This is a genomic window from Hyalangium versicolor, assembly GCF_020103695.1.
In the GTDB taxonomy this organism is placed as follows: Bacteria; Myxococcota; Myxococcia; order Myxococcales; family Myxococcaceae; genus Hyalangium; species Hyalangium versicolor.
In genome coordinates this window covers 89,067-113,900 of sequence record NZ_JAHXBF010000014.1, presented here as the reverse complement: position 1 = coordinate 113,900, position 24,834 = coordinate 89,067, and the positions used below count along the sequence as shown (strand labels likewise).

The window sequence follows — 24,834 nt, the reverse complement described above, 5'->3', positions numbered from 1 at the left end:
CCGGGAAGGGGCAGGGCGGAAAACACCGGATGATCTGCGGACTTGTCCGACTCGCCTCTCTCTGCTACTAGGCGCCCCTCTTACTGGTCTTTACGCACCACAAGATTTCTGGAGTCCGTCATGCGTCACAGCGCCATCGAGTACGTCGAAGCCAAGCACCTGCGCAAGGAGCTGGCCGACTTCCGGACCGGCGACTCGGTTCGGGTTCACTGGAAGGTGAAGGAGGGTGAGAAGGAGCGCGTCCAGGCTTTCGAGGGCGTCGTCATCCGCAAGAAGAAGGGCAACAACCGCGCCAGCTTCACCGTGCGCAAGGTGTCCTTCGGCGTCGGCGTGGAGCGCATCTTCCCGCTGCACAGCCCCCGCTACGAGAAGATCGAGATCCTCTCGCGCGGCAGCGTGAACCGCAACCGCCTCTTCTATCTCCGCAACCTCAAGGGCAAGGCGTCCCGCGTGGACGTCCAGGAGGACGTCACTCCGGCCTCTGCCGAGGGCAAGAAGGCCCCCAAGGCCTAGTCTCCCGGGGTCCTCTCGGCCCCACTTTCACAGACTTCTCAGCATCGAGGGGAGTGTCCGTTCCGGGACGCTCCTCTCTGCTTTTGTGCGCTAGGATGGGGGGCGCGCATGCACTTCACCGAGGTCGCCGTCCAGAACGTCCGGGGTTTCTCCCCGCAGGGCCGCTTCCCCTTCAAGCAGGGCTTTCTCGTCCTCAAGCCGCCCGGCGGTGAGATGAGCCCGCTGGCGTCGCTGTCGCTGGCGCTGCTGTACGCCGACGGCCGAGGCGAGGACGCGAAGTTCGCGGTCCAGGGGCAGAAGGCGGGCAAGGCGGCCTTCACCATGCTGGGCCAGGACAACTTCACGTACCGGCTGCTGCGTGAACTCGGAGGCGTGGGATCGCTGCACAAGCAGACGGTGCCGGGCCAGCCGCCGGAGCTGGTGTCCCAGGACTCGGCGGAGATTGCCCAGTTCCTGCGCTCGCAGGTGGGCCTTCCGTCGCGTACTGCCTGGGAGCACGTATACGCGCTGGCTCCGGGCCAACTGCCTTCGCGCAGGCCGCGGGTTCGCACTTCCAAGCCGGATCTGAAGCGGCCGTCGCTGCCCGGCTCCACGAGTCATCCCGGCATGCATGGACTGTCGAGCAACCCGTCCATGCCCGTGCTGGCCAGCACCCAGGCCGTGGCTCCCGCGGAGGACATCCCCGCGGCCGAGGCGAGGGTCAAGGAGCTGGAAGAGGAGCTCGTCAAGTCGCGCGTGATGGAGGAGCTCCAGTTCAAGCTGGACGGGCTCAACTCGAACCTCTTCGAGGTGGAGCGGAAGCTGAAGAGCACCGAGGGCCTCCGGGTGGCCTTGCGAGACGCGGAGAACGCGTGGAACGCCGCGCCTACGCCCGCGTCGCTGGGGCTGCCGGACGACATCCTGACGCGCGTGGAGCGCTACCCGAGGGCCATGGCCCGCCGGGAGGATGCGCTGAACCGGCTGCAGGCGGAGCGGGAGCAGGAGGCTCAGGCGGCCCCCGTGGCCGTGGAGCCGCTGAAGAAAAGCGCGGTCTTCTGGGCGGGGTTGGGCGCGGGGGTGCTGTTCCTGCTGCTGGGCATCATCCTGGGCTCTGCGGTGGACTCGGCGTGGCGCTACCTGACGCTCGTGGACATTCCGTTCTTCGGTTGGGCGGCGATGGTGGCGCTGCGGTACGTGGACGATTTGTCGAAGACGACGAACGTGCGCAGCAAGGAGGGCATGTTCTCCGCGCGCGAGAAGAAGATCCTCGAGGAGTTCGAGTCCGAGGCCGCGCCGGTGCGCAAGGCGCTCAAGGCGCTCGATGTGGAGACTCCCGAGGAGATCCCCACGATGTTCGAGCGCAAGGGGCTGCTGGAGCAGCGCCTCAACGAGCTGCGCGATCAGCTCACGGCGATGGAGTCCGATCCAGAGTTCGTGGCCGCCGGGCAGCAGCGGGACGCCATCAAGGAGCAGATCGAGCAGCTCAACGGGGACATCGGGAAGAAGGGCTCGTTCGTGCGTGATCTTCGCGAGGTGGAGCGAGAGCTCTCCCGGACGAAGGAGTCCATTGTCCTGGCGAAGTCTGGGGCGGTTCCCGTGGCGGCGGGGGGCATGGATCCCGCTGGCGCCGCGCCCTCGGGGCCGATGGAGGATCCGTCTCCCATCGTGATGAAGGTGGCCGCGGACCTGTTGTCCATGGACGTGTCCACGTTGGCGGGGCTGCTGCGGGATCGCTGCACCCAGTACCTGAGCGCCCTGACGGATCGGCGCTACCTGGGCGTCGAGTGGGACAAGGATGGGTTGGGCTCGGTGTACGTGCCGGGCCAGCAACTCGGGGTGGGGGAGATCCCGCCTCGAGACATGGACATGTACTACCTGGCGCTGCGGATGACGGTGGTGGAGAAGATCAGCGCTCGGGTGAAGTATCCGTTCATCCTGGAGCACCCGTTTGTCGGCATGGATGAGGTGAAGCTGCCGCTCATCGGGCGGATGCTCAAGCACCTGGGGACGCTGACGCAGGTGCTGCTCGTGACGAACCACCCCGGCCTGGCGCAGCTGGCCGAGGGAACCGTGAACATCTGATCGCGGCTGGGGACTGCCCAGGCCTGGAGGGGAAGGGGCTTGCAATCGGCCCACACCCTGGTTAATCCTCCGTTTAGACCACTGGTCTAAACGATGGTTTGGACCAAGGTCTGGAGGATGTGGGTCATGCCGCTTGCCCGGTTCGAGAAGCTGGAGGCGCAGAAGCAGGCTCGGCTGCTGGACGCGGCGACCGAGGAGTTCGCTCGTCACGGCTACGAGGAGGCTTCGCTCAATCGCATCCTGGAGGAGGCGGGCTTCAGCAAAGGCGCGCTCTACTACTACTTCGCGGACAAGGATGACCTGTACGCCACGGTCCTGATCCGAGCCATCCAGGAGATGTTCCGCGATGTGGGGCCGGTCCCGCTCGAGGCCCTGACTGCCGAGAACTTCTGGGAGCAGCTCGGAGACTTCACCCGGCGCTGGAGCCAGAGCGCCCTGTCCAGGCCCACCCAGTACCACGCCTTCCGCAGCTTCCAGGGCTCCCTGCGCCGCGAGGCTCCCCAGCGCTTCGCATCGGTGCTGGCCGAGAGTCGGGGCGTGTATCAGGCGTTCCTGCGACGCGGGAAGGAACTGGGCTGTGTGCGCGACGATCTGGGGATCGAACTGCTCACGGAGCTGCTCGAAGCCCTCGATGAGGTGCTCGATGCGGCCTTTCTGGCCCGGAGTGACTCCGGAGATCCCGAGGCGATCCTGCGCCACATGGCGCTGGTGGTGGACTCGATACGACGTCTGCTCGCACCCGCCTCGGAGCTGAGCTGGCGTCCGGCATTCCCCAACAGGAGGTGAAGCATGCGTGTCCTTGTCTCGGGAGGAGGCATCGCAGGACTGGCCCTCGCGTTCTGGCTCGAGCGCCTGGGCATCGAGACCGTGGTGGCCGAGCGTGCCCGGGAGTTCAAACCGCTCGGGCACTACATCGCCTTGAAGGGTAACGGTGTGCGGGTGATCCGCCGCATGGGGCTGATCGAGGCCTGTCGCGCTCGGGAGGCGCCGATTGACAGCCTCCGCTACGTGACATCCACGGGGCGGCTCTTGCGAGAGGACTCGACGGCGAGTCTCGACAGGGAGCTGGGGGGCCTGATCGCCTTCCGGCGGGCTGATCTCCATGCGGCTCTCCACGAGGCGATCTCCGGGAAGGTGGAGCTGCGTCTGGGCACGGAGGTGGAAGAGAGCGAGACCGCTGGGGAGCGGGTCGAGGTCCGCTTCCGGGGTGGCCGCACGGAGACGTTTGATCTGCTCGTGGGCGCGGACGGCGTCCATTCGCCCACGCGTGAGCGCGTCTTCGGCAAGGGCCTCGAGGTGCCTTTCGGCGGCCACTACGTCGCCCTGACCCTCGAGTATGACCACGGGTTGGAGCTACAGTGCGGGGTTGCCTATCTGGGCCGAGGCCAGATGGTGATCTTCCTCCCGATGAGCCCTCGCGTCGTGTCGCTCGTCGTCTACCACGGCGAGGTCGGCCAGTGGCCCGAGTCTCGCGAGCCCGGAGCGCTGCGCGCCTTCCTCCTGCGGGAATACCGTCACTTCGCCGCTCCCGTGTCGCGGGCCTTCGAGGCCATCGACGAACGTGGCTACGTCTTCACCGACGTCATCACCCAGGTTCGCATGCCGCACGTGGTGAAGGGCAGGGTGGCGCTGCTCGGGGATGCGGGCGGGTGTCCCACCTTCCTCTCGGGGATGGGAAGCGCGCTGGCGATCCAGGGGGCCGATCTGCTCGCCAGGGCGATCGCGGAACACCGCTCGGACGTGCCCCGTGCACTGGCGAGCTACGAGGCGGCCATCCAGCCCCTCAACGCCCGCTATCAGGAGAGCGCGGGGAAGATGCGGGGATTCGTCCTCGGACGCAGCCGGGTGCGCGCGGCCGTGAGGGATGCGGCGCTCGCGTGGATGCCCGACGGGTTCATGATCCGCCAGGCCCGGCGCTTCTATGACGCGGAGAACGCGACGGCCGCCCTCACCTGAGTCTCAGGACATCGCGAGGCTTCGAGGCGCACGGGTCCTGTCTGGCGCACGCCCCACTGTCCTGTGATAGAGGTCCTCCCGGTTCAGGGCGTGGGTGGATGGGAGGAGGGCGGATGGCTCGGGCGGCGGTGGACAGGCGGGGGTATGGGAATGAGGCCGAGGCGGCGGTGGTCCGCTTCCTGGAGGCGCGGGGCTATCGCATCCACGCTCGCAACTTCAGGTGCCGCTATGGGGAACTGGACATCGTGGCCGAGCACGGAGACACCGTGTGCTTCGTTGAGGTGCGGATGCGCTCCACGGCCGTCTGGGGAGATCCCTCCCACACGGTGTCGTTTGCCAAGCAGCGTCGGGTTGTGAAAGCCGCGCTGCACTATCTCTTCGCGCATGACCTGCGCGAGAAGATGATGCGCTTCGACGTCGTCTCGGTCGTGGGCCACGGAGAGAAGGCCTCCGTGGAGCACATTCCGAACGCCTTCGACGCGGGGATGTGACGCATGTCCGGGACGCTCTACCTCGTCGCCACGCCCATCGGGAACCTGGGGGATATGACTTCCCGGGCGCTCGAAATCCTTCGGCGCGTGGCCTTCGTCGCGTGTGAGGACACGCGGCACTCCCGGGTGTTGCTGGAGCACTTCGGCCTCAATCCGGAGACCGTGAGCCTGCCCGCCTTCGCCGAGGGCCAGCGCGCCGGGCGCATCCTCGACCGGATCGCCGCGGGCGAGGACTGCGCCCTCCTCACCGACGCCGGCAGCCCTGGCATCAGCGATCCGGGAGAGCGCCTGGTGGCCGAGGCGCTCGAGCGTGGCTTGTCTGTGGTGCCGGTACCGGGGGCCACGGCCCTGGTCGCGGCGCTGAGCGCATCCGGGCTGCCCACGGGGCGCTTCCACTTCCTGGGCTTCCTGCCGCGCAAGGGCCCCGAGCGCCGCGCCATGCTGGAGGAAGTGGCGCAGCTGTCGGCCACGCTTGTGCTCTACGAGTCCCCGCGCCGGTTGGGAGAGACGCTGGCGGATCTGCAGGAGGCCTGGGGCGATCGCCGCGCATGCGTGGCCCGGGAGCTGACCAAGGTGCACGAGGAGTTTGTGCGGGCGCCGCTCTCGGAGTTGGCCGCGCGCTACGGGGCGGAGGAGCCTCGAGGCGAGGTGGTGGTGTTGGTGGAGGGTCGCACCGGAGAGCGCCGCTGGTCCGAGGAGGAACTGCGGCGGGCCCTGGAGGAGGGACTGTCGCGCGGCGAGAAGCTCAAGGCGCTGAGCACCGAGCTGGCTCGCCGCGCGGGTTGGTCAGGCCAGGACGTCTACCGCCTGGGCCTGAACCTCAAGCGCTGAGCCGCCTCAGAACGCGAACGAGGCGGACAGCTCCAACCGGAACGTCTTGGCCTCGGTGGCCCGGAAGCGCCGGGACACGAGGTCCGTGCGGAAGTCGAAGTTGGGGTTCACCTCGGGCGACGGCTGTCCCACGTCGTTCAGGTCCACCCCTCCATTCCCATCGAGATCCTTGCCGATGCTCTCGTTGGTGAGTGTGTGTTCCGTGTTGTAGAAGAACGTGCCGGAGGCGCGCAGCGTGAAGGCCTCGCCAGCGCTCGCCACGGCGCCCAGCTGGCCGCCCACCTGGAGGTAGTCCTGCGTGGCCAGCAGCTTGCCCAGCCCCGCGCTCAGCTCGTTGTAGTAGCGGCCCTCGCCCACGTAGTTGGCGATGGCGCGCAGATCGATCGTGAACTTCTGGTTCTTGTTCTTGTCGTTGAACGCGTTGAACTCAGTGCCGAACAGGAACCCGCCCGTCTGCGGAGCCTGGATGCCCGTCTCCTTGCGCGTCCACGGGCCCTGGAAGCAGTTCTCCGGGCGGCCCAACTGGTCGCGGTTGAAGCAGTTCGAGTAGATGCCCGGGCCCTGCACCGGCAGCGTGTAGCTGACCTTGAAGTAGGGCTCCGCCACCCCCATCTTCCGCGAGAGGGCCGTGTAGAAGGTGTACTTGTGGACGCGGTCTCCCACGTTGCCGCGCTCGTCTCCGGTGTTGTCCTCGCTCGGATCGCGCAGCTTGGCGGTGGGGGCCTCGTAGTCGATGCCGACGACCCACGTGGGCTTGGTGTCGTCGCGCTGCTGGTTGAAGAAGGCGTAGGCCATGCCGAAGTGCATGTTGCCCAGGCCACCGCGCTTGCTCGTGGACGGCACGGTGAAGAGGCCTTTCTCACCCGTTCCTGTGCTCGCGCAGTCGGGATCCGTGACGGTGCCGTCCGGGTTCACGCAGTTGCGGACGATCGTGGAGTTTGCAGGGGTGGTCCCCGACACGAAGTCGTAGCTGTCGTTCTGCTGGAGGATGAGCGGCAGCCCGAACGAGAGCTCGAGATCCTTGTAGAGCCCGATCGCCAGCCGCAGGTTCAGCCGCGAGTCGGTGGACTTGTGCCAGACCTCTCCCACGTCCGTGCGGCCGGCCTCCGCTCCAGCGGGAGCCAACTGCTCGCGGGTGATCTTCTCGCGGCCCTGGGTCCGCTCGAAGTTGACGTCGATGAACAGATCGAACGGATCATCCTCGTCCAGCGAGGATGCGACGCGGGTGATTTCCGCTGCACTGGCAGCCAGCGGTGCGCCCAGCATCAGCGCGGCGAGAATGGCGCGAAGCCTCAACATCCGACCTCCGAAGAAACCCTAGGCGTTCCCAGGGCCCGCGAATGCCGGCAGCCCCCCTCAGGACTGCGAGCTACGGTGGCCTAACCCCTGAGAACTGTTGAGAAATTGTCAGGGACGCTAGCCGCCATGCCGAGGGGTGTCAAGAAATGGGTGGCCTCAATTTCCGGCCACGGGCTGGCTCAGCAGCGAGTCCATCCGCCGGATCTCGGCCTCGAGGGCCGGCCGCTGCTCGGCGGACAGGGTGCGCCGGTAGGTGCGGTGGCTCTCGAAGGGGTCCATCACCCGGTCATCCTGCGTCATGAGCTGGTAGTGAAGGTGGGGGGCGAAGGAGTGGCCGCTGTTGCCGCTCTGGCCAAGCGCCTGGCCCGTGGAGAAGCGCGCCCCGGGCTTGAGACTCTTGGGCAGCTCCGACAGGTGGAGGAAGAGCGCACGCCGCCGCTTCCCGCCGAGCTCCTCCAGCTCCAGGCAGTTGCCGTTGCCGCTGAAGTTCCAGTTCTTCCGCTTGATGACGCCGGTGAAGGGGGCCTTCACCTGGGAGCCCACGGCCGTCTTGAAGTCCACGCCCTTGTGGCCCCGGCCGTCGCGCAGCAGGGACGTCACCTGCTCGTAGTCGTCCAGGGGGGAGTGCTCCAGGCGCTCTTCCATCTCCTCGCCGGTGGGCAGGTAGTAGCGGGCATAGGTATCGCCCTGGGGCTGGAAGCGGTAGGCGCGGTGTGTCTGGCCGGTCTTGCTGCTGACGAAGCGCACGGCGTGGACGAGCGGCTCCTCACCGGGGCGCAGCTGGTAGAGCACGTCCAAGGTGTCGCCGCGGAGGATCTCGTTGGGTACGCGCACCCACCACACGAGGCTGCGCGTCACCACCTGTGCCAACGCGGGCCCCACGGTGGGATCCGTGGCCTGGACGAGCGCCGTCTCCAGGGGGCCGCCGATCTTCACCGAGGCGCGGGACAGGCCGGCCGCGACGAGCGGATCCGACGGGGGCGGGGGAGGCGTGGGAGCCGCCGCGACGGTCGTCCCCGCATCGCCCGCGGCCTGGGGCGCGATGGCGACAGTGGCAGGAGGGGCCTGGAGCGGCAGCGCACCCTTGTGCTGCTTCCACCACCACACGCCGCCGGCCGCCCCGCCAAGGATCAGCGAGAAGACGACGACGGAGCCGAAGCGGTTGCGCTTCGGAGGTTCTCCAAGAGTGGGAAGAGACGGCCGCATTCATGCTCCCTGTGTCGAGCGGTACGCGGGGCCGAAACGCCCGTCTTCGCGGGGATATTTCGGCAACTCCCGTTCATTCGTCGGGGCCTTCGTCCTTGCCTGGCCCCTCGTCCTTGCCTTCGTCCTTGCCCTCGGGGGCAGTGTCGCGAAGGCCGAACTCCTTCATCTTCGTCTGCAGCGACTTGCGGCTGATCTGGAGCAGCTTGGCTGCTCGCGTGACGTTGCCGCCGGTCTCCTCGAGGGCCTTGGTGATGAGGTCCTTCTCGAGCTCCGCCGCCTTCATGCGGATGATGTCCTTGAGCCCCGTCTCACCCGTGGGTGCTTCCACGCTTGCCGAGACGGCAGGCAGGCCCGTCTGCGATGTGGGGCGGACAGGCTCCGGCAGATCCCTGGCGGTGATGAGCGGCCCGTCCGCGAAGAGCAGCACGCGCTCGATGAGGTTCTCCAGCTCCCGGATGTTGCCGGGCCAGGCGTAGCCCTGCAGCAGTGCCATGGCGTCGTCGCCAATGCCCTCGATCTTCTTGTTGAGGCGCCGGTTGTACTTCTCCACGAAGTGCCGCGCGAGCATCGGGATGTCGCTGCGGCGCTCGCGCAGGGCCGGCAGGATGATGGGGACCACTGCCAGCCGGTAATAGAGATCCTTGCGGAAGCGCCCGGCCTCGATCTCCGCCTGGAGATCGCGGTTGGTGGCGGCGACGAGGCGCACGTCCACGCGGGTCGTCTTGATGCCGCCCACGCGCTCGAACTCGCCCTCCTGGAGCGCGCGCAGCAGCTTCACCTGCATCTCCACGGGGATCTCACCGATCTCGTCCAGGAAGAGCGTGCCGCCGTCGGCCAGCTCGAAGCGGCCGGGCTTCGAGGTGACGGCGCCGGTGAAGGCTCCGCGCTCGTAGCCGAACAGCTCGGACTCGATGAGGTTGTGGGGGATGGCCGCGCAGTTGATCTTGATGAAGGGCTTGTCCCGGCGGCTGGAGGCACCGTGCAGGGCGGTGGCGATCAGCTCCTTGCCCGTGCCGCTCTCGCCCGTAATCAGCACCGTGGAGGGCGTGTCCGCCACCTTGTCGATGATCTTGTAGACGTCCTGGATCTGCGCGGACTCGCCAATGATGGCCGCGCGGGCCTTGATGTCCGGACGCACCGAGCGCCGGTTGCTCTCGTGCGCCTTGGAGGCCTTGGCGATGACAGCCGACAGCTCCGCCTGATCGAAGGGCTTGGTGATGTAGTCGAAGGCGCCGGCCTTGATGGCCTCGACGGCGGAGTCCACGGTGCCGTGCGCGGTGATGATGATGACGGGCACGTCCGGGTTGGCGCTCTTGACGGTGCTGAGCACCTCCATGCCGCCCACCTTGGGCATCACCAGATCCGTGACGACGATGTCCGCGCCGTTCTTCTGGAACTCGGCGAGCCCCTGCTCGCCGTCCACGGCGACGGTGACGTCATAGCCCTCTCGCCGCAGCATGGCGGCGAGCACCTTGCGCAGGTTTGCCTCGTCATCGAGGACCAGGACCTTGGCCATGTGCGCGCCTCGCGGCTCCCGGGGGCTACTTCTTTATCGGGGGAACGCCAGCACCCTCGAGGGTGCAGATCGAGTCCGGGTGCTTGATGCGCAGGATGAGGGCCTCGAGCACACGGAACGGGTGGTTCATGCGCGAGGCGCCCAGGTAGGCGGTGACCATGTCCATGGCGACGGCCAGGTCCATGTTCTCGCGGCCGGTGGACACCACCACGCCCGACTCCCCGCGCAGCCGGTTGGACTGGTAGACGCCGTCCGACGCCAGCTGGCGGATGGTCTCGATCTCCAGCACGCCCGTCTTCTCGTAGATGCGGTGCAGCAGCGAGTACAGGCGCGGCGAGAGCACCACGGCGTAGGGGCCATAGTGACCGTGCTCGTTGAGCTTTCGGGTGGCCTCGACGATGGCCATGTAGCCGGCGCCCGGGTGCGTCCAGTCGCCGAGCGGCACGGTCAGCCGGCCCGTGGCCGTCATCAGGCCCTCGTGGCCGAGCTTGGGGTCCCCGTAGAAGATGAGCTCGTCTTCCTGCTGCGCGCACAGGGCGGCGGCGCCGGCGGCGGCGGACACGTCCAGCGGCATGTTGTGGATGCGGGCCGCCTCGATGTCGCGCCAGTGCAGCAGGAAGTCCTTATAGATGATGGGGATCGTCTTGAACTTGCGCGCGTCGGTGAAGACGGTGGCCGTCTCCTGCTCGCCGACGATGTCCACCGCGCCCGCGGAGACGCCCTGGTACTCGTCATGGGGCACCGTCTGCACGCCTGCGCCCAGCGGTCCATAGATGTCCAGGATGCGGCGGCCCACGAGCGAACGGCGAGCGACCTGGATCACGGTCTCGTTCAGGCGGGCCCACTCCTCTTCACGGAGCGGGTTCTCGGCATGTCCAAGGAAGTCAGGCATCGGCAAGCTCCTCTAAGGAGGAAATCGTCAGCGAGCGCCACCACGGCCACCGCCCCCGCCTCCGGAACGCCTGAGCGAACCCACGGTGAGCGGGTAGGCGTTCTCGGAAGGAGGAGCGGACAAACCGTAGATGACGCGCTGCGGGGGGAGGTTGGAAATGGGCTCAGGCGGGTTGCGGCCCCCGTTCCCGGGACCCGAGGGCGCGGGGGTGGGGGCAGGCGAGGGGCCGGGCGAGGGGGCGGGTGCTGCCCCGATGGCCTTCTGGAAGTGGCCCGGCTCGATGGGGTTGGCGAAGTGAGCGTTCTGCGCGGCGTCCAGCATGCGCAGCATCTGGGTGGCCTCGGAGACGTGCTCCTTCTCCTCGGCGGCCAGGTGGAGGAAGAACGCGCGGACCTCGGGGTTGGAGGCCGCCTGGGCGAAGGCTTCGTACTCGTTGATGGTCTCGAGTTCGCGCGCCAGCACACGCCGGATGCGCGCCACGTCGTTCAGGAGTTCGCTGTCCGAGGTACTCGCCACGGGGCGGGACCATCGCGGCCCGCAGGGGGCACCGTCAAGGAAAACAGTGGATGGCTGTCTTCTTGCTTCATGGCTGTGAACGTCTTGCGTAGATTGCCGCGCTCCTTTGACTGCCTCCGTGCCTCGCCAGGACCCACCCTCGGAGAATGCCTCGCCCGCTCGGAAGCCAGAGCCGGGCAGCGGCCGGGGAGCGCTGTTCGTCGCCGCCGGCATCCTCGCCTCGCGCTTGATGGGGTTGGTGCGAGAGCGCGTTTTCGCACACTACCTGGGAAACGCGGAGGCGACGGCTGTCTTCAAGGCGGCACTTCGCATCCCGAACTTCCTGCAGAACCTGTTCGGCGAGGGAGTGCTCTCGGGCTCCTTCATCCCCGTCTACGCCCAGTTGCTGGGAGAGAAGAAGGACGAGGAGGCGGACCGGCTGGCGGGGGCGATCTTTGGACTGCTCGCGCTGGCCATCAGTGTCGTGGTGGCGGCAGGCATGCTGGCCACACCCCTGTTCGTGGACCTCATTGCTCCCGGCCTGGAGGGTGATTCCCGGGAGCTGGCCGTCGAGCTGGTGCGCATCGTCTTCCCCGGAACGGGGTTGCTGGTGCTGTCGGCGTGGTGTCTGGGCATCCTCAACAGCCACCGCCGCTTCTTCCTGTCCTATCTGGCGCCAGTGGTGTGGAACCTCGTCCTCATCGCCACGCTGGTGATCATGGGAGGACGCAGCTCCGAGCGGGAGTTGGTGGCGCAGCTCTCCTATGCGGTGGTGCTGGGCAGCTTCCTCCAGTTCGCCGTGCAGGTGCCTCCCGTGCTGCGGCTGCTCGGGAAGTTCCGGCCTTCGATCTCTGCGGCGAGCGCCTCCGTGCGGCGGGTGCTGCGCAGCTTCGGCACCGTGGTGATCGGGCGCGGCGTGGTGCAGATCAGCGCCTATGTGGACACGGCTGTGGCCTCGCTGCTGTCCGAGCGGGCGCTGTCCTCCCTCTTCTATGCACAGACGATCTACCTCATCCCGGTGAGCCTCTTCGGCATGGCCGTGTCCGCCGCTGAGCTGCCGGAGATGTCGCGCGCCACCGGGGATTCCACTCCCGAGGCGGTGAGCGCGAAGCTGCGAGAGCGCATCGATGCCGCCTCGCGCCGGGTGGCCTTCTTCGTCGTGCCCTCGGCCGCCGCGTTCCTCTTCATAGGTGACGTGGTGGGCGCCGCACTGCTGCAGACGGGGCGCTTCACCTCCGCGGACTCGCGTTACGTGTGGTACCTGCTCATGGGCGCCGCGGTGGGGCTCGTGTCCTCGGCCGTGGGCCGCCTCTACTCCTCGGCCTTCTATGCCCTGAAGGATCCCGGCACGCCGCTGCGCTTCGCTGTCCTCCGCGTGGCGCTGACGGCGGGCCTGACCTGGGTGACGGGCCTGTACCTGCCGGAGATGCTGGGGCTGCCTCGCCACCTGGGTGGCGTCTTCATTACAGGCGTGACGGGCGCGCTGGCCTGGATGGAAGCCGGCCTTCTGCGTCGGAGCCTCGCTCGGCGCATAGGGGGGCATGTAGGTCCTCCGCCCGGGTTGCTGCCGAAGCTCTGGGCCTGTGCCGCCGTGGCTGGGCTCGTGGGCCTGGGCGCCAAGCAGCTGCTGACCTGGCTCCGAGGGGCCATCGAGGGTGTGGGTGCCGAGTGGGGTGGGAGCGTGCTCGCGCCTCCGGCGATGCACCCGATCCTCACGGCCGCCGCGGTCATTCTTCCCTTTGGAATCGTCTACTTCGCGCTCACGGGGGCCTTGGGCATGCCGCAGGCGCAGGCGGTGTTTCGCAGGGTGAAGCGGCTCCTGGGGAGGTAGATCCCGAGGGCCGGAGGGAGGCAGGCAGGCGGCAATTCCTCTCGTCCAGGGGGATGGACCGCCAGTCCTGACGCGTTAAGCAACAGATGTGGTGGGCGCAAAAGCTCTCAAGCGACTTCCGTCCGAGCTTGTTGCCCGTGTAGAGTGCGCCGCCTTTTTCAGAAGCCCGGTTTGGCCTGAAACCCGGCCAGGATTTCCATCAGGAAGGTCTCGGCAGTGAGCGACGAGAAGAGCGGTTCCGGAGCAGGTGGGTTTGGTCCCAAGAAGCCAAAGGCCACCTTCGGTGACGTGATGCTGGGTATCCCCTCGGGGCGCGGTGGCGAGCGCGAGGGCCGTGGAGGTGATCGCGGCGGAGACCGGGGAGGAGATCGAGGCCGTGGTGGGCCTGACCGCCGTGGAGGCGGTGAACGCGATGCGCGCCCGAAGCCCGAGGGTGAGAACGCCGGTGCGTCCGCCGGAGCTCCTCGCGAGGATCGCCGTCCCCGTGGCGGTGGCGGCGGTGGCGATCGAGGGCCGCGCGGCGGTGGCGGCGGTGAGCGCAAGGGTGGCGGTGAGCGCAAGCCCTCCGGGCCGCTCGTCGTCGTGAAGCGCGCCTCGGGCGTCATCGAGACGCGGGGGCCGGTGGGTGAGCAGCCTGCGGCGGCGACCGAGTCCGCTCCGGCGGGTGAGGCTCCGGCGGCCGAGGCTGCCGCGGCTCCGACTCCGGTGCCGACGCCTGCTCCCACGCCTCGTCCGGCTCCGGCGCCCGCGCCGAGCAGCGCCCTCTATGAGGAGGTGCCCGAGAACGAGTCCTTCGCCGAGATGTTCGAGGCGCAGGTGAAGGAGGGCGGGGTGCCGGCGCGCCGCAGCGTGCGCGTGGGCGAGAAGGTGTCGGGCAAGATCTTCCAGCTGGGCGCGGACACCGCGTTCGTGTCGCTCGATGGCGTCAAGAGCGAGGCGATGATCGAGCTGCGCGAGCTGAAGGACGACGAGGGCATCCTGCGCTACGGCGTGGGCGACACGCTGGAGGCGCACGTCATCGAGGCGGGCGCTCGGGGCGTGCTGCTGAGCCGGGCGCTGACCAAGAGCGGCGCTTCCATGGCGATGCTGGCCGAGGCGCGCGCCTCGGGCATGCCGGTGGAGGGCATGGTGCTCGGCGTGAACAAGGGCGGCGTCGAGGTGGCCATCGGCGACGTGCGCGCGTTCTGCCCCATCAGCCAGCTGGACATCCGCTTCGTGGAGAAGCCGGATCAGTTCATCGGCGAGAAGCTGACGTTCCGCGTGACGGAAGTGCGGGACCGCAACGTGGTGCTGTCGCGGCGCTCGCTGCTCGAGGAAGAGCAGAAGAAGCTGGCGGAGCAGACGCGCAAGGGCCTGTCCGAGGGCAAGGTCGTCAAGGGCAAGGTCACCGGCGTGCGTGACTTCGGCGTGTTCGTGGACCTGGGCGGCGTGGAGGGCATGATCCCCGTCTCCGAGCTGTCCCATGTGCGCGTAGGCCACCCGAGCGAGGTGGTGAAGGTGGGCGACGAGGTGGAGGTGGAGATCCTCCGTCTCGAGGCGGCCCAGCCGAACTCGCCCGACAAGGCCAAGCACAAGGAGCGCATCACGCTGTCCATGCGCTCGCGCCAGGAGGATCCGTTCAAGGCGGCGCTGGCCTCCATCAAGGAAGGGGACCGGCTGCAGGGCAAGGTCGTTCGCCTCCAGGCCTTCGGCGCCTTCGTGGAGCTGCGTCCGGGCGTGGATGGCCTGGTGCACATCTCCGCGCTGTCCGATCGCCGCATCGCGCACCCGCGCGACGTGGTGAAGGAGGGCGAGACGATCTGGGTGGTGGTCGAGAAGATCGATCCGAACGAGAAGCGGATCGGCCTGCGGAAGATCACCGAGGAGGATGCGCTGCGTCCTCCCGAGGAGCGTCCGGCGCCCGAGGCGAAGGCGGCGGCGCCAGCGAAGCCGGCCGAGCCCGCGGCCCCGCGCCCGAAGGTGGGCCAGGTGGTGGTGGGCAAGGTGGATCGCATCGAGCCCTACGGCGTGTTCCTGCAGTTCCCGGGCGGCAAGGGCCTCATCCCCGCGGCGGAGACGGGCACGGATCGCGGCACGGATCTGCGCAAGCACTTCTCGCTGGGCCAGGAGGTGAAGGTGGCCATCCTGGACATCGACGCGTCGGGGAAGATCCGGCTGTCGATCACCGCGGCCGAGCGTGCGGAGGAGCGCGCGGAGCTGGACGCGTGGCAGAAGACGCAGAAGGCGCCGAGCGGCAAGGGATTCGGCACGCTCGCGGACCTGTTGAAGAACAAGAAGGTCTGAGGGGCGGGCTCCGGAAAAAGGAGTTGACGCACTGGGGTGGGGGCGGTACTTAGCCCTCGCCTTTGTCGCGGGGTGGAGCAGCCTGGTAGCTCGTCGGGCTCATAACCCGAAGGTCGCAGGTTCAAATCCTGCCCCCGCAACTGGAAGCACCGGAGACCCTTCCGGAATACCGGAAGGGTCTCCGTCGTTCTCCTCAGAGTCGTACCCATATCGCGGGGTGGAGCAGCCTGGTAGCTCGTCGGGCTCATAACCCGAAGGTCGCAGGTTCAAATCCTGCCCCCGCAACTTGGACCGAAGGCCTCATCAGCACAGCGCTGGTGGGGCCTTCGGCTTTGCGGGGGATTGTCCCTCGAGATCCTACTTGGCCGGCCGGAAGCGCAGGGCGCTCCAGACTTCGTCGATCGCGACCTGGCGCACGCCCTGGATGCCCTGCTTGTCCAGGTGCGCCCAGAGGATGTCCCGGTTGAGGTCCGTCCCGAGCTGGCCTGCCTTCGGGTACGCCGCCCAGGCGATACGATCCTCCTTCGCGGCTTCGATCAGCGGCGCGCACTTCTCGTCCACCTCGGCCAGCGTCTTGACGAAGATGAGCAGTGCCTCTGCCTTGGCCGAAGTCGTCGTCTCCACGTCGTCGAGATCGATGCCCTTGGGCTTGCCAACGACGCGGACCTTCACGCCTTCCTTGAGGTTCAGCTTCTTCGCAAGGCTCATCGGACGATCGCCTCCTGCACGGGGTGGGACCAGTGCAGCCGTATAGTCCAGCTACTGTGCCGCCGTCTCACGCTCACGGTGCGCATCCAGGTAGGCCGCGAAGCCCGCCTTGGACTGGATGCGGAACGTGGGGACGCGGGCCAGCGCTTCCGGGCTGAACGCGTACTGCTCACAGACCAGGCTCGCTCGCAGCGCTCCCTCCGTGCCGCCCGTGAAGGGCTGGACCTCGTGCTGGAGACTCCCTCGGAACTGCACGAGCAGGCCCGGCCGTGGCTGGACTCGGCCCACGGGCTGATCCTCTCGCAGCAACTGCAACGCTCCGCCTCGAACCCCCTTTGGCATCTCCAGGTAAAGCACGCTGACGTGCTCGGGAACCGCGCCTGGAACACCGCTGGGCTCTCTCAGCGTGGCGTCGACGTGTCTCCCCACGCTCTTGCCAGCCTCGAGCAGCAGGAGGTTCAGGTAGAAAGCGTTGGGCCGAGGGCGATCCTTGCGCGCACCGAACAGCCGCTCGCGCCACGGCAGCAGCCCGCGCGTCGTCGCCGGATCCTGCACCAGCGCGAGGTAGTCGCTCAGGAACGGGAAGCGCTCCACCAGCGTGTGCTGGCCCGCCTCCGTGAAGATGAAGGCGAAGCCCTTACTGGCCTGGAATGTCCCCATCAGTGGGCTGCGCCCCACGAAGCGCGAGGCCAGCAGGGACTCGCGGAGAGACTCGAGCTGGAAGCCCGGCAGTGCGTCGCGATGGGTGACGTACTCGCTCACAGCTCGAAGCGTACCGGGTCCCAGGCTCCGTGTGGACCCCTGCGATGGGAATGCTGGTTGCTCGCCCGTCCGGGCGTGGATCAGGACGAAGATGCCTGGATGGAGGGCTGAGCCTGATCAGGCAGGAGCATTCCTCCGAGCAGGGTGCGGAGCATGTGCTCCGAGAGCACCTCGGAAGGCGTCTGCAGGAAGTCCGCGCACGTCACCTTGAGGCTCACCAGGCCGTGCAGCCCTGCCCAGAACACCTCCGCGAGCCGCTGAGGCTCCGCTCCCTGCGCCAGTCGCCCTTGCGCCTGGAGTTCCTCGAGGGCTCCCGCCAGAAGGCGGAACGATTGCTCGCCTCCCTCCTTGGGCTTTCCGCGCAGCACGGCGCTGGTGATCTTCGGATCCTCCAAGAAGATGAACGAGTAGGTCTCCGGATGGCTTACTCCGAACTTGACGTAGCGCTCCGCCGCCGCGCGCAACCGCTCCACCGGATCCGCTATCGAGGCGGCCGGAGACAGGGCGCTCCACAACTCCTTGAAGCCCCTCGCGCACAGCTCCTGGGCAATCTCGTCCCGGTTCTCGAAGTGCAGGTACAGCGTTGCCGGCGCGTACTCCACCGCGTCCGCCAGCTTGCGCATCGACAGCGCGCGAAAACCCTCTCGGACCACGATGTCCCGCGCTGCCTCCAGAATCTGCTCGCGTAACTGCGCTTTCTGCCTCTGTTTTCTCTCTGTGCTGCCCATGACTTGAACTTTAAGGGTTGACGGCGCGAACGGCCAACATTAAATGAACGGCGTTCACTGAACGGTGTTCACAAAATATTCGTTCGTTCATTCAGGGAGGCAGTCATGGGCACGGTTGCACTGTTTGGAGCTGCGGGAGCTATCGGTCAGAGCGTGGCGAGCGCACTGCGGGCGAGCGGCCGTCCGTACCGGGTGGTGGGGCGCTCGAAAGGCTCGCTGCAGAAGGAGTTCGGCGCGGATCCGCTGGCGGAGATCGTGACGTGGAACCCCGATGAGCCCGCCTCGGTGCGCGCCGCGGCCGAGGGCGTGGACACGCTCATCTATCTGGTTGGAGTCCCATACTGGGAGTTTCAGCTCCACCCGGTGCTCATGCGGAAGACGCTCGAGGGAGCGGTGGCGGCGGGGGTGTCCCGGCTGGTGCAGATCGGCACGGTGTACCCCTTCGGCCGGCCGCGGAGCGCGCGCGTCGACGAGTCGCACCCGCGCGAGCCCCACACCTTCAAGGGCCAGATGCGCAAGCAGCAGGAGGATCTGGTGATGGAGGCCCACGGCCGCGGCGGGCTGCAGACGACGATCCTCCGGCTGCCGGACTTCTACGGTCCGGGAGTCGATCGCAGCCTGCTCCATCTCGCCTTCAAGGCCGCTGTCGAGGGCACTCGCGCCGACCTCGTCGGCCCGATCGATACGCCGCACGAGTTCGTCTACGTGCCCGACGTGGGGCCTGTCGTCACGGCGCTGATGGATCAGCCGCGTGCCTACGGCCGGACCTGGAACCTGGCCGGAGCGGGCGTCACGACGCAGCGGCAACTCGTGGAGCGCATCTTCGCGGAGGTGGGGCGTCCCCCGAAGTTCCGCGTCGCCGGTCCTCTCACGCTGCGAGTCCTGGGCCTGTTCGATCGCTTCATGCGCGAGCTCGTCGAGATGAGCTACCTGCACACCACGCCCGTGCTGATGGACGACGCAGCGCTGCATGGGCTACTGGGAGAGGTGCGCAAGACGACCTATGAGGAAGGCATCCGCCGCACGCTCGCGGCCATGCGGCCCTCGGTACAGCCCGCGGGCGCACCTGCGCTGAGCCAGCTCTCACAGTAAAGACGCGCGGGCCTACCTGACAGGACTGGATCCGGCGTCGGGTTGATGCTGTCAGCTCGCTGGCATAGGGTCGAAGGTCTCTCCAAGGAGCGGCCCACGCCCTCGCAAGTGGGGCGGGGGGCTGCACGCGAGGCACCGAGATGGACCTCTTCACCCTGACCTGCGACAAGCTCCCTCCGACCACGCGGGTGATGAAGCTGTTCGGCTCCGAGGGCCTGTCACGCCTCTACAGCTTCACCGCCGAGCTGGTCATCCCCGGAGACGAGGGCCTGGTCTTCGACATGGGCGAGGCCCTCAACGCCACCGCCATCCTCCACATCCATGGCGCGGAGGGGGAGGAGCGCAGGGCCTTCCACGGCGTCATCGCCTCCGTGGACTGGGTGCAGCAGTTGGCCGATCACTCCGTCTACCAGGTGGTCCTCGTGCCTCGGCTGTGGAGGCTCGGCTTGAGCCAGCACGGCAACATCTTCGTGGGCAAGAACGTCAAGACCATCCTCCAGGACGTGCTCGAGTCCAACGGCTTCGAGGAGAAAAAGGACTTCGAGTTCCGCATGGGCGCGACCCAGTACGAGGAGCTGCAGCACGTGGCTCAGTACCGGGAGAGCGATCTGGCCTTCATCATGCGCCGCATGGAGCGGGAGGGCATCTACTTCTTCTTCGAGCAGACGGATGACCGCGAGAAGCTCGTCATCATCGACGACAAGCAGAAGCAGAAGGCGAGCGGTTCCGTGCGCTACCTCGAGCAGGCGGACGACACCGTGCTGCGCATGGAGGCGTTCACGGCGTTCAACTGCCGCTACCAGACGCGCCCCGGCTTGGTCCGGCTGCGCGAGTACGACTACCTGCGGCCGACGATGGATCTGAAGAAGGAGGAGCCGGTGTCGAGGCACTCCTCCGTGGAGGTCGTCAGCCACGACGACAACTACAGCACTCCCTCCGAGGGCCAGCGATTGGCTCGAGTGCGCTCCCAGGAGCTCAAGGCGCGCGAGATCCTCTTCGAGGGTCACGGCCACACGTTCGAAGTGCATCCCGGTTACATCTTCGACGTCGTCTCGCATCCGCGTCCCTCCTTCAACGCGAAGTACCTGGCCGTCTCCATCGACCATGAGGGCTCCCAGGGCGTGGGCCAGATCGGGACGGAGGAGGAGCAGCCCACCTATCGGATCCGCGTGGAGGCCATCCCCGAGACCGTGCAGTACCGCCCCCCGCGTGTGACGCCCATTCCCCGTATCTACGGCACGGAGATGGGCACGGTGGATGGGGAGCAGGACAGCCCCTACGCGCAGATCGACAGCCACGGCCGCTACAAGGTCCAGGTCTACTTCGACGAGAACGACCCGCGGAATGGCAAGTCCTCCATGTGGGTGCGCATGTTGCAACCGCACGGCGGACCCAACGAGGGCTTCCACTTCCCCCTGCGCAAGAGCACCGAGGTGATGCTGGTGTTCCTCGGAGGAGATCCGGACCGGCCGGTGATCGCGGGCGTGGTGCCCAACGCGCACTCGCCCAGCCCCGTCACGGTGGACAACGCCACCCACAACGTCATCCTCACCGGTGGCGGCAGCCGGGTCGAGATCGAGGACAATGACGGCGGTCAGTACATCAAGATCACCACGCCCCCGGAATCCACGCTGTTCCACCTGGGCGCCGCGGATGGCAGCGGCAACAACGTGCACCTGTCCTCGATGGGGCACGAGCTGGTGGAGCTGGGTGGCAACCTCACCGTCCGCGTGGACGGGACGATGAGCGAGGAGATCCACCAGGACGTCACCGAGAACTTCCTCCAGAAGGAGACGAAGACGGTGGGCTCCGATCGCTCGCTGGAGGTGACTGGCACCGAGGACACCAAGATCCACGGCAACCAGACAATCGAAGCGCTGTCCGACCGCGTCCTCCAGATCACTGGCAACCAGCGCCACGAGGTGGGGGTGAATGACGAGCACACGGTGGGCGCCGATCACTCTGTCCAGGTGACGGGCAACCAGCTCATCCAGGTGACGGGCACGCAGACCAATCAGGTGACGAGCGATCAGGAAGAGACGGTCGGCGGCAAGCTGACGCAGACGGTCACCGGGAATGTCACGCAGACGCACCTGGCCAACTTCACCCAGACGATCACCGGCTCGCAGACCGTGACCGTGCTGTCGGATACCAAGACCAACCTGCTGGGCGCCGAGATCAGCTTCAAGGCGCAGACCACCTCGGACACGATCCTCGGGGTGAAGAACGAGAACATCATCACCGCCAAGATCGACACCGTAGTGGGCATGGCGATGGAGACGATCGTGGGCCTGAACCTGTCCACGCACATCGGCCCCTCCATCGAGTACACAGCGGCGCTCCAACTGGGCAAGCGCGGCATCAGCCTGTCCTCGCTGGATGTGGAGGTGAAGAACGCGGGTCCCCGGCTCGAGAACGCCGCCATCTGGCTTGGCTGTGCCGGCATCACGATGTTCCCATGAAGGTCATCAAGCCTCAGAGGTTGGGGGTCCTCGCGAGGACGTTCGAGCATGACGGCGCCTTTCACTTCGCCGTCAGTGTGCTCGCCTTCTTTCCGTTCGAGGCGTCTCACCAGTTGCTCACGGAGATCGCCCTGTGGAAGTTCCTTCCCCAGGAGCTGGGCAAGGACGCCGTGCTCGATGCCGGCATGCCCAAGTCTCGTGCGGAGGTGCTGCTCACGGCCAAGGCGTACCCCGTGGGCGGCAAGCCCCAGGCGGCCTGCTCGGTGCGCCTGCACATGGGCAAGGTGGACAAGACGCTGTACGCGGTGGGCGAGCGCTTCTGGAAGGGGGGAGCACCGACTCCGCCCGCTCCCTTCACCGAGTTGCCCATCCACTACGCGAATGCGTATGGCGGCCCGGGCTATCCGCAGAACCCACTCGGCAAGGGCTTCGTGCCGGTGCGCACGCCCCAGGGCGAGGTGCATCCGCTGCCCAATATCGAGGATCCCCGGCAGCTCATCCGGACGCAGAAGGACAAGCGGCAGCCCGCGGGTTTCGGCCCGTACGACTCCACCTGGCCTCAGCGCTTCTCGAAGACGGGGACGTATGACGAGAAGTGGCTGAAGGAGAACTTCCCAGGCTTCGCGAAGGACATCGACTGGGGCTTCTTCAACACCGCTCCGGAGGACCAGCAGTTCCAGGACTTCCTCAGTGGGGACGAGCCCTTCACGCTGGAGCACATGCACCCGGACAAGCCGATCCTCGAGGGACGGCTGCCTGGGCTGCGAACGCGCGCCTTCATCAACCAGCAGACCGAGAAGGGAGAGGAGTTCCGCGAGCTGTCCACGCGGCTCGATACGGTGCACCTGTTCCCTCACGCCGAGCGGGGCGTTCTTGTGTTCCGAGGCGTCACCCGGGTGAGCGAGGACGATGGGGCGGACGTCCGCCAGTTGATGGTGGCCTGCGAGACGCCCGCGGCTCCCAGGCCTGTCGATCACTACCGCAAGGTGCTGGCGGAGCGGTTGGATCGGGACAAGGGGTACCTTGCTGCCCTGCGGGACAGTGATCTGATGCCTCCCGCCGAGCCGGGAGCGGCTGCGGCCTCGGAGGAGGCCACGGGCATGCCTCCCGCGCCGGAGAAGCGGCTGGAGAAGAACCTTCGGCGCGGCGCTGCGCTGGAGCTGGAGAAGACGCGGGAGAAGATCCGCCAGCAGGGGCTTGATCCGGACAAGTACGTGCCCGCGGCCCTGCCTCCGGAGCCAGCGACTCCGAAGCTGGAGGATCTGGGGAGCTTCGTCCAGACCGCCATGGAGAGCGCCGAGCAGCAGTCGCGCGAGGCGGAGACGAAACGCCTCGAGGCCGAGAAGACGGCCCGGGAGTTCTGCAAGCAGCACGGGCTGGACTACGACAAGATCGTCGCCGAGCAGAAGGCCAAACAGGGGGGACCTCCCCGGTTCTCGGCCGACGCGGAGCTGGCGCGGCTTCGAGACGCGGCCGCTCAGGCCCGGACGCTGGGAGTACCGCTGCCCCAACTGGAGCAGCAGGTGCAGGATCCGGTCTTCCAGCAGAAGCTTCGCAGCGCGGAGGCGGCACAGTTGCTGAGCTACCGCGCTCATGCGCACCACCTGCCGGCCGCGGCTCGGCTCCAGGCGGAGCAGGCGGCACAGGTTCGCAAGCAGGTGATGGTGCTGCTCCAGACCAAGCAAGGCTTTGAAGGACGGGATCTCACGGGTTCCGATCTGTCCCGCATGGAGCTTCGGGGAGCCAACTTCCGCGGAGCGTTGCTCGAGCGGGTGGACTTCACCGGCGCGGATCTGCGGGGAGCGGACTTCACCGGCGCGGTGCTCGCGCGGGCCGATCTCACGGAGGCGAACCTGTCGGAGGCCATCTTCTCCGGAGCCAACCTGGGGCTGGCGCGCCTGATTCGGGCTCGGGCGGAGAAGGGGTTGGATCTGACGCGAGCGGTGCTCTACCGGGCGGACCTGACGGAGGCGAGCCTGCGAGGGGCTCGCATGGACGGAGTGGATCTGTCGGAGGCCGTGGTGAAGGGCGCGGATCTCGGAGGCGTGGTGGCGCGTGAGCTGACGCTGCTGCGCACCGATCTGTCCGGGCTCAAACTGGCAGGCTCGGATCTCACCAAGAGCAACTTCGTGGAGGTGAACGTCTCGGAAGTGGACTTCACTGGCGCCACGCTGGTGGGAGCGGTCTTCGTCTCGTGCAAGGCGGATGGCGCAAACTTCCGCCAGTCGCGGAGCGACAACCTGCGAGTGGTGAAGGACTCCTCCTTCATGAAGGCGGACTTCCGGGAAGCCAGTCTCCAGGGGGCGAACCTGCGAGCCACGAACCTGACGGAGGCGGACTTCAGCCAGGCGAAGCTCGCGGGGGCCGACCTGAGCGAGAGCCTCCTCCATCGAGCCCGCTTCTACCGGGCGGTGGCCACCGAGGCGCGCTTCGTGAAGGCGGATGTGACGGACGCGAACTTCGTGTCCTGCAACCTCATGCAGGCGCTGCTCCAGAAGGCCTGCATCCAGGGCGCGGACTTTCGTGGGTCCAACCTGTTCCGCGCGGACTTCGCCCGGATTCGGGGCTCGGCGCGCAGCCTGCAGGACGCCTACACGGTGCAGTTGCGCATCTACCCGCGGAGGTCCAATGGATAGCAAGGAGCTGCGGGCCCGGATCGAACGCGGGGAGCCCCTGGTCGACATCGATCTGTCCCAGGGGGCGCTGGCGGGGGCGGATCTGTCCGGTGGCATCTTCGAGCGGGTGCGCTTCCGGGGCGCCGAGCTGAGCGGCGCGGATCTGCGCGAGTCCACCTTCACCGGCTGTGACTTCTCAGGGGCCCGCATGGTGGGCGCCCAGATGACGCACACGGTGGTGCACGACGGAGATCTGCGAGAGGCCGTGCTGACGAAAGCCAACCTGGTAGCGGTGCAGATCATCCAGTCCCAGCTCGCTTCCGCGGACCTCCGCGGAGCGCAGATGCTGCAGGCCGCCCTGATCCGGGTGGATCTCACCGGTGCGGTGCTGGCGGAGACGGACATGGAGCGCGCCTCGGTGCTCGAGTCGAACACCACGGGCATCGATCTCTCCAATGCTCGCCTGAGGCAGACGACGCTGTATCAGTCTGACCTGCGCAAGGCGAAGCTCGGCGGGGCGAAGTTCGATCTGGCCGTGCTGATCGGCAGCAAGCTGGCCGGCATGGACTTGAGGGGGAGTGACTTCGCCCTCACGCAGCTCACGGGCGCGGACCTGGCGGGATGCGATCTGAGCGAGGCGAACCTCACGCAGTGCAATTTCAAGGATGCCGTGCTGGAGGGAGCGAAGCTGGACAAGGCCAAGGCTGCGAATGCCTTGTTCGTCGGAGCAAAGCTCCAGCGAGCGAGCCTGCGGGGAACCCAGCTCTTCCAGGCGCTCTGGGTGGACGCGAACCTGACCCAGGCGGACTGCACGGGTGCGCAGATGCAGCAATGCATTCTCCACCGAGCCCAGTGCCAGGCGGCCCGGTTCGCGGACGCGGACCTCACGTATGCGGACTTCTCCTATGCGGATGTGTCCGCGGCGCACTTCACGGGGGCCACGGTCACCCGCGCGAAGTTTCATCAGACGAAGGAACAGGGCACGATCGGCAAGGGGCGAGGCGCCTTGGGAGATGATCCAGAGCTGGCCGAAGCCGAGCGGTGGCGGCCAAAATACTGAAGGCATGGCGGCGCCGTGAGAGCGGCCCGGGAG

The 24,834-nt window shown here is 67.3% G+C and carries 20 protein-coding genes and 2 tRNA genes; 14 read left to right on the top strand and 8 right to left on the bottom strand.

The annotated features are described in order from the left end of the window. Window positions 1-120 precede the first annotated feature (120 nt). The 6 genes from rplS to rsmI all read left to right on the top strand — a co-directional run bounded on the left by rplS (window position 121) and on the right by rsmI (window position 5,852). Complete coding sequence (rplS, locus tag KY501_RS27875) at window positions 121-513, top strand: 50S ribosomal protein L19 (RefSeq protein ID WP_224366501.1); 393 nt, start codon at window positions 121-123, stop codon at window positions 511-513. A gap of 108 nt (window positions 514-621) precedes the next feature. Continuing rightward, on the top strand, window positions 622-2,574 hold the full coding sequence (locus tag KY501_RS27870; RefSeq protein ID WP_224366500.1) for an ATP-binding protein: 1,953 nt from the start codon (window positions 622-624) through the stop codon (window positions 2,572-2,574). 126 nt (window positions 2,575-2,700) lie between these two features. Beyond that, window positions 2,701-3,360 (top strand): TetR/AcrR family transcriptional regulator, encoded by a 660-nt coding sequence (locus KY501_RS27865; RefSeq protein ID WP_224366499.1) that lies wholly within the window; start codon window positions 2,701-2,703, stop codon window positions 3,358-3,360. Window positions 3,361-3,363: 3 nt separating this feature from the next. Further along, window positions 3,364-4,530 carry an FAD-dependent monooxygenase gene (locus KY501_RS27860; protein ID WP_224366498.1) on the top strand — a complete coding sequence of 389 codons (1,167 nt, stop codon included), beginning with the start codon at window positions 3,364-3,366 and terminating at the stop codon, window positions 4,528-4,530. Between the two features lie 113 nt (window positions 4,531-4,643). After that, window positions 4,644-5,021 carry a YraN family protein gene (locus KY501_RS27855; protein ID WP_224366497.1) on the top strand — a complete coding sequence of 126 codons (378 nt, stop codon included), beginning with the start codon at window positions 4,644-4,646 and terminating at the stop codon, window positions 5,019-5,021. Window positions 5,022-5,024: 3 nt separating this feature from the next. Then, window positions 5,025-5,852 (top strand): 16S rRNA (cytidine(1402)-2'-O)-methyltransferase, encoded by an 828-nt coding sequence (gene rsmI, locus KY501_RS27850; RefSeq protein WP_224366496.1) that lies wholly within the window; start codon window positions 5,025-5,027, stop codon window positions 5,850-5,852. Between the two features lie 6 nt (window positions 5,853-5,858). Here rsmI and KY501_RS27845 read toward each other — a convergent pair whose 3' ends face one another. From KY501_RS27845 to encB, 5 genes are all read right to left on the bottom strand, one after another. After that, the gene (locus KY501_RS27845; RefSeq protein WP_224366495.1) at window positions 5,859-7,151 is read right to left on the bottom strand and encodes a hypothetical protein; all 1,293 of its coding nucleotides are present in this window, start codon (window positions 7,149-7,151) and stop codon (window positions 5,859-5,861) included. Window positions 7,152-7,307: 156 nt separating this feature from the next. Then, window positions 7,308-8,357, bottom strand: coding sequence for a M23 family metallopeptidase (locus KY501_RS27840; protein WP_224366494.1), 1,050 nt, complete (start codon window positions 8,355-8,357; stop codon window positions 7,308-7,310). A gap of 73 nt (window positions 8,358-8,430) precedes the next feature. Then, on the bottom strand, window positions 8,431-9,873 hold the full coding sequence (locus tag KY501_RS27835; RefSeq protein WP_224366493.1) for a sigma-54-dependent transcriptional regulator: 1,443 nt from the start codon (window positions 9,871-9,873) through the stop codon (window positions 8,431-8,433). Window positions 9,874-9,898: 25 nt separating this feature from the next. Then, window positions 9,899-10,765 (bottom strand): family 1 encapsulin nanocompartment shell protein, encoded by an 867-nt coding sequence (locus KY501_RS27830; protein ID WP_224366492.1) that lies wholly within the window; start codon window positions 10,763-10,765, stop codon window positions 9,899-9,901. 27 nt (window positions 10,766-10,792) lie between these two features. Next, window positions 10,793-11,281 carry an encapsulin nanocompartment ferritin-like cargo protein EncB gene (encB, locus tag KY501_RS27825; RefSeq protein ID WP_224366491.1) on the bottom strand — a complete coding sequence of 163 codons (489 nt, stop codon included), beginning with the start codon at window positions 11,279-11,281 and terminating at the stop codon, window positions 10,793-10,795. A gap of 106 nt (window positions 11,282-11,387) precedes the next feature. Here encB and murJ point away from each other — a divergent pair, with 106 nt between their 5' ends. The 4 genes from murJ to KY501_RS27805 all read left to right on the top strand — a co-directional run bounded on the left by murJ (window position 11,388) and on the right by KY501_RS27805 (window position 15,659). Beyond that, window positions 11,388-13,091: a murein biosynthesis integral membrane protein MurJ gene (gene murJ / locus KY501_RS27820; RefSeq protein ID WP_373691646.1), complete on the top strand. Its 1,704-nt coding sequence runs from the start codon at window positions 11,388-11,390 to the stop codon at window positions 13,089-13,091. A 216-nt stretch (window positions 13,092-13,307) separates the two neighbouring features. Next, window positions 13,308-15,374, top strand: coding sequence for a S1 RNA-binding domain-containing protein (locus KY501_RS27815; protein WP_224366490.1), 2,067 nt, complete (start codon window positions 13,308-13,310; stop codon window positions 15,372-15,374). Between the two features lie 66 nt (window positions 15,375-15,440). After that, window positions 15,441-15,514, top strand: a tRNA-Met gene (locus KY501_RS27810). A gap of 71 nt (window positions 15,515-15,585) precedes the next feature. Beyond that, window positions 15,586-15,659 (top strand) — tRNA-Met (locus KY501_RS27805). A 72-nt stretch (window positions 15,660-15,731) separates the two neighbouring features. Here KY501_RS27805 and KY501_RS27800 read toward each other — a convergent pair. From KY501_RS27800 to KY501_RS27790, 3 genes are all read right to left on the bottom strand, one after another. Beyond that, window positions 15,732-16,082 carry a hypothetical protein gene (locus tag KY501_RS27800; RefSeq protein ID WP_224366489.1) on the bottom strand — a complete coding sequence of 117 codons (351 nt, stop codon included), beginning with the start codon at window positions 16,080-16,082 and terminating at the stop codon, window positions 15,732-15,734. A gap of 51 nt (window positions 16,083-16,133) precedes the next feature. Beyond that, entirely contained in the window at window positions 16,134-16,844 is a 711-nt protein-coding gene (locus KY501_RS27795) for a 2OG-Fe(II) oxygenase family protein (RefSeq protein WP_224366488.1), read from the bottom strand. A gap of 80 nt (window positions 16,845-16,924) precedes the next feature. Further along, window positions 16,925-17,497, bottom strand: coding sequence for a TetR/AcrR family transcriptional regulator (locus tag KY501_RS27790; RefSeq protein ID WP_309243000.1), 573 nt, complete (start codon window positions 17,495-17,497; stop codon window positions 16,925-16,927). Between the two features lie 180 nt (window positions 17,498-17,677). On the opposite strand from KY501_RS27790, the gene KY501_RS27785 reads away from it, so the two are divergent. The 4 genes from KY501_RS27785 to KY501_RS27770 all read left to right on the top strand — a co-directional run bounded on the left by KY501_RS27785 (window position 17,678) and on the right by KY501_RS27770 (window position 24,801). Beyond that, a complete protein-coding gene (locus KY501_RS27785) occupies window positions 17,678-18,664 on the top strand; it encodes an NAD-dependent epimerase/dehydratase family protein (RefSeq protein ID WP_224366486.1) in 987 nt (328 codons plus the stop codon). 140 nt (window positions 18,665-18,804) lie between these two features. Next, on the top strand, window positions 18,805-21,126 hold the full coding sequence (locus KY501_RS27780; protein ID WP_224366485.1) for a type VI secretion system Vgr family protein: 2,322 nt from the start codon (window positions 18,805-18,807) through the stop codon (window positions 21,124-21,126). Then, entirely contained in the window at window positions 21,123-23,762 is a 2,640-nt protein-coding gene (locus KY501_RS27775; protein WP_224366484.1) for a DUF2169 family type VI secretion system accessory protein, read from the top strand. The genes KY501_RS27780 and KY501_RS27775 overlap by 4 nt, the downstream gene beginning before the upstream one ends. Then, complete coding sequence (locus tag KY501_RS27770; protein ID WP_224366483.1) at window positions 23,755-24,801, top strand: pentapeptide repeat-containing protein; 1,047 nt, start codon at window positions 23,755-23,757, stop codon at window positions 24,799-24,801. Before KY501_RS27775 ends, KY501_RS27770 begins: the two co-directional genes overlap by 8 nt. Window positions 24,802-24,834 lie beyond the last annotated feature (33 nt).